The sequence below is a fragment of the Salipiger marinus genome (assembly GCF_900100085.1).
Classification (GTDB): Bacteria; Pseudomonadota; Alphaproteobacteria; order Rhodobacterales; family Rhodobacteraceae; genus Salipiger; species Salipiger marinus.
Genome location: NZ_FNEJ01000106.1, coordinates 1 through 1,082, shown reverse-complemented (window position 1 = coordinate 1,082; position 1,082 = coordinate 1). Strand labels below are relative to the sequence as shown.

Below are 1,082 nucleotides of genomic sequence, written 5' to 3'. Positions count from 1 at the left end.
TCAACGCGCTCGGCACCGCCCACGTCGTCCGCGTGGCATGAAACTGAATGGGAAAGGGGCACTCACAACTCAGGCCGACTTTCTGCAACAACGCCCGCCACATGCGCGCGATTTGGTCGTTCACGCGCGCGCGAAGCTGGGCGTTCTTCGATGCGGCGTCGGCAACATCGGACCAATCAGCTGCGATTGGTAAAGCGCGAAGAATGTCGGTAGGCACTAGGATTACCGGGTCATTTGGACCAATGTAAGGGTTTGCCGCCAACAGGCCCGAGTAAGTTTTTCCGTTCTTTAGCGCGATGGTCATGGGCTGCGTAGGGACGCCAAGCTCGGGCAAGATACGTTCATTTAGTGCGATTAGATCACCCACGATGACGTTCGAGGTCATGTCGCTGATACGATCAGGCCCCACGCCATTTTCAAACAATGCCATTGCGACGAATAGGTCCGGATCTTCGATACCAAGTTCAACAATCTGGCGCGCCGTTTCGATGTACTGGCTGGTCATTTCGGAACCAGAGCCACTGCCGGAAACCGATTGTGCGCCATAACCAAGACAAGTCCATTTGATTTCTGGAAAGGTAAGCATGCGCGCTGCGCTTTTCCATGCAACATCCGTAGGAGACTTCGCCTTCGCCAGAAACTTAATGATTGTCTCAAAGTGACTCTCGTAGGTCTTGCGGGCGTCGCTCGAAATATTCGTATAAATAGAACCCTCAAGGAGAAGAGGATCAATGAAGAGCTTCGTATCAGCGTTCAATGTGGGGTCGAGAATGCCGCGACCTTCCAATGCTTCTGCCTCGATCCCAAAATACTCCGAGAACTTGATTGGATTCCTAATTTTTCCCATTGCAATTACCTCGAGTAAAAAAAGAACAGCGATTCAAAAACATCTCTTCATATCTCCCCTTTGTTATCGCATTTAAGACGCCTGGGGTTTACCTACTCCTGATCGATCAAACGTTCTCGAAAGGTGGCAACCGAATTGGGCTCAACCGTATAGCTAAATTTTTTAAGGAGACATCCAGTATAGATGAATTTATCTTTTATCGCCATCGCCATCGCCATCGCCATCGCCATCGCCA

Annotated in this window: 1 protein-coding gene; it reads right to left on the bottom strand. The window is 50.6% G+C overall.

Translation table 11 applies throughout. From position 1 onward, the window contains the following. The coding region (locus tag BLR51_RS27095; RefSeq protein WP_207543719.1) for a DUF8370 family protein at positions 1 to 847 on the bottom strand (847 nt) is incomplete at its 3' end. Positions 848 to 1,082 lie beyond the last annotated feature (235 nt).